7 protein-coding genes are annotated in these 7,177 nt (G+C 75.0%); 3 read left to right on the top strand and 4 right to left on the bottom strand.

What is annotated here, in order from left to right; translation table 11 throughout:
- Positions 1-635, bottom strand: a 635-nt coding sequence (locus AC1MIR_RS22135; RefSeq protein ID WP_480030354.1) for a sulfurtransferase, incomplete at its 3' end; no start/stop codon positions are given.
- Positions 636-842: 207 nt separating this feature from the next.
- On the opposite strand from AC1MIR_RS22135, the gene AC1MIR_RS22140 reads away from it, so the two are divergent.
- On the top strand, positions 843-1,418 hold the full coding sequence (locus AC1MIR_RS22140) for a CarD family transcriptional regulator (RefSeq protein WP_480030355.1): 576 nt from the start codon (positions 843-845) through the stop codon (positions 1,416-1,418).
- Between the two features lie 295 nt (positions 1,419-1,713).
- Here the strand turns inward: AC1MIR_RS22140 and AC1MIR_RS22145 are convergent, their stop codons facing one another.
- From AC1MIR_RS22145 to AC1MIR_RS22155, 3 genes are read right to left on the bottom strand one after another with little or no spacing between them, the layout of a single operon-like run.
- Positions 1,714-2,919: an MFS transporter gene (locus AC1MIR_RS22145; RefSeq protein ID WP_480030356.1), complete on the bottom strand. Its 1,206-nt coding sequence runs from the start codon at positions 2,917-2,919 to the stop codon at positions 1,714-1,716.
- A gap of 53 nt (positions 2,920-2,972) precedes the next feature.
- Positions 2,973-3,911, bottom strand: a complete 939-nt coding sequence (locus tag AC1MIR_RS22150) for a DMT family transporter (RefSeq protein WP_480030357.1) — start codon at positions 3,909-3,911, stop codon at positions 2,973-2,975.
- Positions 3,912-3,927: 16 nt separating this feature from the next.
- The gene (locus AC1MIR_RS22155; protein WP_480030358.1) at positions 3,928-4,488 is read right to left on the bottom strand and encodes a hypothetical protein; all 561 of its coding nucleotides are present in this window, start codon (positions 4,486-4,488) and stop codon (positions 3,928-3,930) included.
- Between the two features lie 296 nt (positions 4,489-4,784).
- Between AC1MIR_RS22155 and AC1MIR_RS22160 the strand changes: the two genes are divergently transcribed.
- On the top strand, positions 4,785-5,750 hold the full coding sequence (locus AC1MIR_RS22160; protein ID WP_480030359.1) for a radical SAM protein: 966 nt from the start codon (positions 4,785-4,787) through the stop codon (positions 5,748-5,750).
- Between the two features lie 30 nt (positions 5,751-5,780).
- The coding region (locus AC1MIR_RS22165; protein WP_480030360.1) for a xanthine dehydrogenase family protein molybdopterin-binding subunit at positions 5,781-7,177 on the top strand (1,397 nt) is incomplete at its 3' end.

The raw sequence follows: 7,177 nt of genomic DNA on the forward strand, positions 1-7,177 counted from the left end.
GCTGCGGCGACGGGGCCGGGCGCGGTGATGTTGGCGGCGGGGGGCGCGCCCCGCGCGCCGGGGATGGGGCCGCGCGGCGGCGCGCCGGGGGGCACGGTGCCGCCGATGTAGTTGGGCCGCACCCGTGAATCGAGCAGCACGCCCGCGCGCGCCATCGCCAGCGCCGCATCCGCGTCCAGCACCGGCATGTGCCCGGCGGCGAGCGCCACATCGCCCGGTTGCGGCGCGGGCGGGCGATGGACCACCGGCAGACCCGCCGCCACCCAGGCGGCGAAGCCGCCATCGAGCAGCCGGACATCCGCGATGCCGGCCCAGCGCAGGACCCACCAGGCGCGCGCCGCGACGAGGCCGCGATCATGGTCGTAGACGACGACGGGCTGGCCCTGGCGCAGGCCCCAGGAACGGGCGTGACGCTGCAGATCGGACAGCGCGGGCAGAGGCCGGCTGCCGCGCGTGCCGCCGCCCGGACCGGCCAGCTCGCCCGGCAGGTCCACATCGACGGCGCCGGGGATGCGCGGCGTGCGGCCCTCGTCGCCGCGCGGGTTCCGGATGGCGAGGATCGCGACCCCGTCCATCGCCGCGACTCGCTCGGGCGCGACCAGCACCCGCGCGCGCCGGCCGTCCTCGCCGTCCATGCCATCCCTCCTGCGGATGGGTTCATCCTGACGGATTCGCCTTGCGCCGGCGAGGGGCGCGACGCGCAGACGGGCGGCGAAGCGCGTTGCGCACAAAAGACCCGTGCGCCCGGCGCATGAGCCAATCTGCGCGAAAAGCTTGATCTTGTCGGCGACCAACGTCATCTGGATGACATCCAGCACGCCACGACCATGGAGCCGGCCGCTATGCCGAAGCCCGACGCCGCCCGCACCACCGCGCAGCCCGCCGCGAAGTCCAAGGATCTCGCGGGCTTCGCCGTGGGCGATGCGGTGATGCATCCCGCCCACGGCGTCGGTCGCGTGACCGGCGAATCGACCGCCACCGTCGGCGGCGAGACGCTCGAGCTCGTGCACTTCGCCTTCGGCGAGGGCCGGCTGCTGCTGCGCGTGCCGCGCGCCAAGGTGACGGTGAACGGCATCCGCCGCCTGGCCGGCGGCGCGCTGATCACCGAGGCGCTCGATGTGCTGACCACCACGCCGCGCGGCGCGGTGCGCGGCATCACCTGGGCCCGCCGCGCGGCGGAGTTGCAGGCGAAGCTCAACAGCGGCGACCCGCGCAAGGTCGCCGAGGTGCTGCGCGACCTCGGCCGCAACGTGAACAACCCCGAGCGCAGCTTCTCCGAGCGGCAGATCTTCGAAGCCGCGCTGGAGCGGCTCGCCGTGGAGATCGCCGCGGTCGAGAACATCACGCGCGACGAGGCGGTGGCGCAGATCGCCCAGCGCATCCCGGTGGCGCCGACGCCGGTGGCCGCCGCGGCCTGATCGCCGGGCGGGCGGCGCGCAACGGCGCCGCCCGAACCAGGCAGGGCGCGGCCGCGTTGATGCTGCATGAACGCATCCGATCCGACGCCGTCCGACCCGCAATCGCCCGATCCGCGATCCCCTGACCCCCGGCCGGAGGTTCCCGCGCCGCCGCCGGAACCGCCCGTCAGGACGCCGCCCGTGACGCCGCCGCCCGGACCCGGCCCCGAATTGCCCGGCCTGCCGCCCGTGACGCCCGGCACGCCGCCGGCCGAAACGCCGCCGCCGGCGACGCCGACGCCGGAGATCCCGCCCCTCACGCCCCCCGGGCCGGGGACGCCACGGCCGGTCGCCGCGGCGCGCGCAGCAGCAGCATGGCGATGAAGGCCGCCAGGTAGAGGCCCGAGGTGAGCGCCAGCGCGGCCTCCACCGAGCCACGCTCCAGCACCAGCCCGAAGCCGAGCGGCGCCATCGCCTGCAGGAAGCGCGACGGCGCGGAGAGCAGGCCCTGCCGCGCGCCGTAGCCGACCGGCCCGAAGATCGCGAGCGGCAGCGTGCCCTTCACGATCGTCATGATGCCGTTGCCCATGCCGTGCAGCACCGTGAAGACCGGTGCCGCGACGGGGCCGAACAGCAGCAGCGCCGCCGCCCCGAGCGGATGGGCGATCGTCGCCAGCCGGCCGGAGGCCAGCGGATGGAAGCGGCTCAGCAGCCCGAATTCCAGCAGCCGCGCCGCCACCTGCGCGGGACCGATCAGCGCGGCCGCGGCGATCGCCGCCGCGGGGCTCGCGCCCGTTGCCTGCAGCAGCGCCGGCAGATGCGCCGCAAGCGCGCCCGCCACCGCCCAGGTAGCGGCGAAGACGAAGGCCAGCAGTGGCATGGCGAAGCGCGGGGCCGGCGCCTCCTCGCCTTCCGCCGCGGCGGCCTGCTTCGCGGGCGGCGGCGCGGGCGGCAGCAGGAAACGGTTCAGCGGCAGCCCGATGAGCAGTTGCAGCGCCGCCCAGCCGAGGCAGGCGCCGCGCCAGCCGAAGGCCTCCGCCATCAGCGCGGAGACCGGCCAGCCCACGGTGCTGGCGAAGCCGGCGATCAGCGTGATGCCAGTGATCGGCCCGCGCGCCGCGCGCCCATAGAGCCCCGCGAGCGTGGCGAAGGCCGAGTCGTAGAGACCGAGCGCGATGCCCACCCCCATCACCAGCCAGGCGAAGCCGAGCGTCGCCGGGCCCTGCGCCAGCGCCAGCAGCACGAGCCCCGCGGCAAGCACCAGGTTGGACACCACCAGCACGCCGCGCCCGCCGCGCCGGTCTATGGCGCGCCCGACCGCGGGGCCGAGCAGCGCGGAGAGCACCAGCGCCGCCGAGAAGGCGCCGAAGACCCAGGAGGAGGACAGGCCGAGATCGCGCGCCATCGGCGCGGCCAGGATCGCGGGCAGGTAGTAGCTGCTCGCCCAGGCCAGCGTCTGCGTCGCGCCGAGCGCGAGCACCACGCGCCGCGCGCCCGGCGGTGCGGCCGAGCCGGCGCTCAAGGGGCGGCGCTGCGCGGAGGGAGGGCCATGCGGAACCGTGCCACGCCGGCAGGCTACCGCCTTCCCTCCGGGCCGGGGAGTGGATCGGGCGGGGCGGTCATCCGCGCCGCGCGCGATCGCACCCGCTCGCGATGCGCCATGTAGAGCCCGCTCGCCGCGATCACCGCCGCACCCAGCAGCGTCCAGCGGTCCGGCACCGTGCCGAAGGCCAGCACGCCGAGCAGGCCCGAGAACACCAGTTGCACATAGGAGAAGGGCGCGAGCACGGAGGCCGGCGCCGCGCGATAGGCCAGCACCACCAGCCATTGCGCCGCCGAGGACACCACGCCGATCAGCAGCCCGATCGCCACCTGCCGCGCATCCGGCACGGTGATGCCGAAGGGCAGCACCAGGCTGAGCACGAGGAAGCCCGTCGCCGCCGTCCAGAACAGCGTCGTGGCGGGCGGATCGAGCGTGCCCATCCGCCGCGTCACGATCACCGCAGAGGCCCAGGCGGCAGAAGAGAGCATGGGCAGGAGCGCCTCCGGCCGGAAGGCGGCGGCGCCGGGGCGGACGATGATCAGCATCCCCAGCATGCCCACCGCGATCGCCGACCACCGGCGCCAGCCGACGCGCTCGGCCAGGAACACCACGCTCAGCACCGTGACGAAGGCGGGCGAGACGAAGTTGATGGCAGTCGCCTCGGCCAGCGGCAGGAACCGCAGGGCGACGATGAAGACCACCGCGGATCCGACAACGCCAAGCCCACGCAGCACCTGCAGCCCCGGCGCCCGCGAAACCAGCAGCACAGCCCCGCCAGGGCGCAGCAGCGGGATCGTCGCCAGCGCCACGAAGGCGAGGTAGCGCAGCCAGGCGATCTCCACCGGCGGCAGCGTCTCGCCCAGGTGCTTGGCCAGCGCGTCGGAGATCGAGAAGAGGGCGATCGCCGAGAGCAGCAGCGGGATGCCGCGCATCGGCTCGTCGCGCGGCGCGGCCTCGGGCTGCGGCGTCATCGCCGGCGGTTCGGGATCAGGCGCCCGGCTCGGCTCCGCCGCTGCCGACGGCGTTGAGCGCGACCAGCCCCGCCGCCAGCCGCACCAGGCAGCGCGCGGCGCGCAGGCGAACCGCCGCCTGCCCCTCGACGCCTTCGGGCAGGGTGCAGCCCGCGAGCGTGATGGCGCTGCCGAGGATCCGTGCCTCCAGGGCGCCGGTCAGCGTCGTCGCGTCGGCGTCGCGGCCGAACTCGGCGTCCAGGGCCTCGCCGGCGCGGTCGATCTCGTCCTCCACCCGCGCATCCTCGGCGGCGATGCCCAAGACCTCCTGCGGCGGATCGGGGTCCTCCCCGGCCTGGACCGCCAGAAGGCCGAGCGCCGCGAGCAGCGTCTGCATCGGCCCGCCCGGATCGCCGCGCTCGGCGAAGGCGCCGAAGGCGACGGCGAGCGCGGCCTCGCCCAGCACGGCGCGCGTCTCGGGTTCGGCCGGCGGCGGCGCCTCCGCCGTGTCGGGGGGAACCGGCACCTCGCCGGCGGCACAGGCCTGGCAGAGCGTGGCCAGGGCATCGAACAGGCGTTGCTCGGACGGTTTGCTCATGGCTTCGGCCCCCGACTGCCGGACGTCGCGCCGAACGCCCGGTTCCCCGCGACGTTGGAACAGGCGGGACCGGAAGGGAACAGGCACCCGTGGACGAAGCCGGGTCGCTCAGCCGGCATCGGGCAGCCAGGCCGCGGACGCATGGCGCGGGCGCCGGGTGCAGCCCAAGGTCGCATCGCCACGCCGCATCCCGGTCGAAGCGGGCGAGGCGGAATAGCCGTTCCGCGCCCGCCCGCCGCCGCGTAACCTTCGCGTGACCGGCGGCGAAGCACCGTCGAACAGCCCGAGGAGTCTCCGTGTCCGTCCGCACCCCGGCCACGCCGCCCCGCCTTGCGCCCGGCAAGTTCCGCGACCCCGAGGTGACCGCGAAGGGCGAGCGCCGCGCGAGCGTCGCGCCCACCGGCCTCGCGACTCTCTGGATCAACACCGGCACGCTCTGCAACATCACCTGCGCCAGTTGCTACATCGAGAGCAGCCCGCGCAACGACGCGCTGGCCTACATCTCGGCCGCCGAGGTGAAGGACTATCTCGACGAGGCGGAGGCGCGGGGCGAACCGCTGCGGGAAGTGGGCTTCACCGGCGGCGAGCCCTTCATGAACCCCGAGCTGCTGCCGATGCTGGCCGAGGTGCTGGCGCGGCCCGGCCTCTCCGCCATCGTGCTGACCAATGCGATGCAGCCGATGCGGCGCTACGCGCAGGGGCTGCTGGCGCTGCGCGACCGCTTCGGCACCGACCGCCTGACGCTCCGCGTCAGCCTCGACCACCACGAGGCCGCGCATCACGATGTCGAGCGCGGCGAGGGCAGCTTCGCGAAGACTCTGGAGGGCCTCGTCTGGCTCGCGCGCGAGGGTTTTCGGCTGCATGTCGCCGGCCGCGCAACCTTCGGCGGCGAGGATGAGGCGACGATGCGCGCGGGCTTCGCGCGGCTCTTCGCCGAGCACGCCATCCCGGTGGACGCGGCCGATCCCGTGGCGCTGATGCTGTTCCCCGAGATGGACGCGACGGCCGACGTGCCGGAAATCACCGAGGCTTGTTGGGGCATCCTGCACAAGGCGCCGGAGAGCGTGATGTGCGCCTCCTCCCGCATGGTGGTGAAGCGCAAGGGCGCGGCGCGACCGGCGGTGGTCGCCTGCACCCTGCTGCCCTACGATCCGCAATTCGAGCTGGGCGCGACACTGGCCGAGGCGATGCGGCCGGTGGCGCTGAACCACCCGCATTGCGCCCGCTTCTGCGTTCTCGGCGGCGCCGCCTGCTCGCGCTGACGGACGGCCGGGGGTAGCATCGGGGTCATCATGGCCTTCGATGCGCTTCCTGGCCTCGGCCAGCCCCTCCGCCGGCTCGAGGATCCGCGGCTGCTGACCGGCGGCGGGCGATTCACCGCGGATCTTCCCGCGGATGGCGCGCTGCATGCGGTGTTCCTCCGCTCCCCGCACGCCCATGCGCGCGTGCTGCGCGTGGACACCGCGGCGGCGCAGGCGATGGCCGGCGTCGCGGCGGTCTTCACCGCGGCGGACACCGCGGCGCTCGGCCACAGCCCGGCGCTGACGGAGATCTTCGACCCGGCCGGCAGGCGCCATGCCGAGCCGCCGCGCCTGCCGATCGCGCCGGACCGCGTGCGGCATGTGGGCGAGATCGTCGCGATGGTGGTGGCGGAGACGCCGAACGCGGCGCGCGACGCGGCCGAGGCGGTGGAGGTCGAGTACGACCCCCTGCCCGCCCTGGTCCTGCCGGAAGACGCGCTGGCCGAAGGCGCACCCGCGATTCACGAGGACGCGCCGGGCAACCTCGCCTGCGACTGGCACAAGGGCGACGCCGCCGCGGTGGAGACCGCCTTCGCGCGCGCCGCGCATGTCACGCGCATCGCGCTGCGCTCGCCGCGCATCGTCGCGGGCTATGTCGAGACGCGCGCGGCGCTGGCGGAATGGCAGGAGGGCGTGGTCACGCTCACCACGCCGTCCCAGGGGGTGCATGTGCTGCATCGCCTGCTCTGCGACCACGTGCTGCGCTGGCCGCGCGAGAGGCTGCGGGTCGTCACGCCCGATGTCGGCGGCGGCTTCGGCCCGAAGCTGCCGCTCTATCCCGAGCAGTCGCTGGTCTGCTTCGCCGCGGACCGGCTGCGCCGCGCCGTGCGCTGGGTGCAGGACCGCACGGAGCACCACCTGGCCGACACCCATGCGCGCGACCTGGTCGCCGAGCTCTCGCTCTCGCTGGATGCGGAAGGCCGCTTCACCGCGCTGCGCGTGGAGGCCATCGCGAATTTCGGCGCCTATGTCTCGCTGGTCACGCCCAGCATCCCGACCGGCGGCCTGGCGAAGGTCATCACCGGCTTGTACGACATCCCCGCCGCCTACATCCACATGCGCTGCGCCTTCACCAACACCGCGCCCGTGGATGCGGTGCGCGGCGCCGGCAAGCCGGAGGCGCTGGTGCTGCTGGAGCGCGCGGTGGATCAGGCGGCGCGCGAGACAGGGCGCGATCCCGTGGCGCTGCGCCAGCTCAACCTGGTTCCGCGCGACGCCTTCCCCTACCGCACCGCGCTCGGTTTTTCGTATGACAGCGGCGACTACCACGCGCTGCTCGATGCCGCGCTGCGGGAAGCGGATGACGATGGCTTCGCCGCGGCGGGGGCCCCGGCCCCCCCCCGCGCCGGCCCCGCGGCGCGCCGCGCGCCCCCGCCCCCCAGCCCCCC

This window comes from Falsiroseomonas sp. RANM36 (assembly GCF_056682175.1).

Bases quoted from the DNA above. Each gene is read 5' to 3' on its own strand.
- AC1MIR_RS22140 (WP_480030355.1), top strand. From the start codon at position 843: ATGCCGAAGCCCGACGCCGCCCGCACCACCGCGCAGCCCGCCGCGAAG.
- AC1MIR_RS22150 (WP_480030357.1), bottom strand. From the start codon at position 3,911: ATGACGCCGCAGCCCGAGGCCGCGCCGCGCGACGAGCCGATGCGCGGC.
- AC1MIR_RS22155 (WP_480030358.1), bottom strand. From the start codon at position 4,488: ATGAGCAAACCGTCCGAGCAACGCCTGTTCGATGCCCTGGCCACGCTC.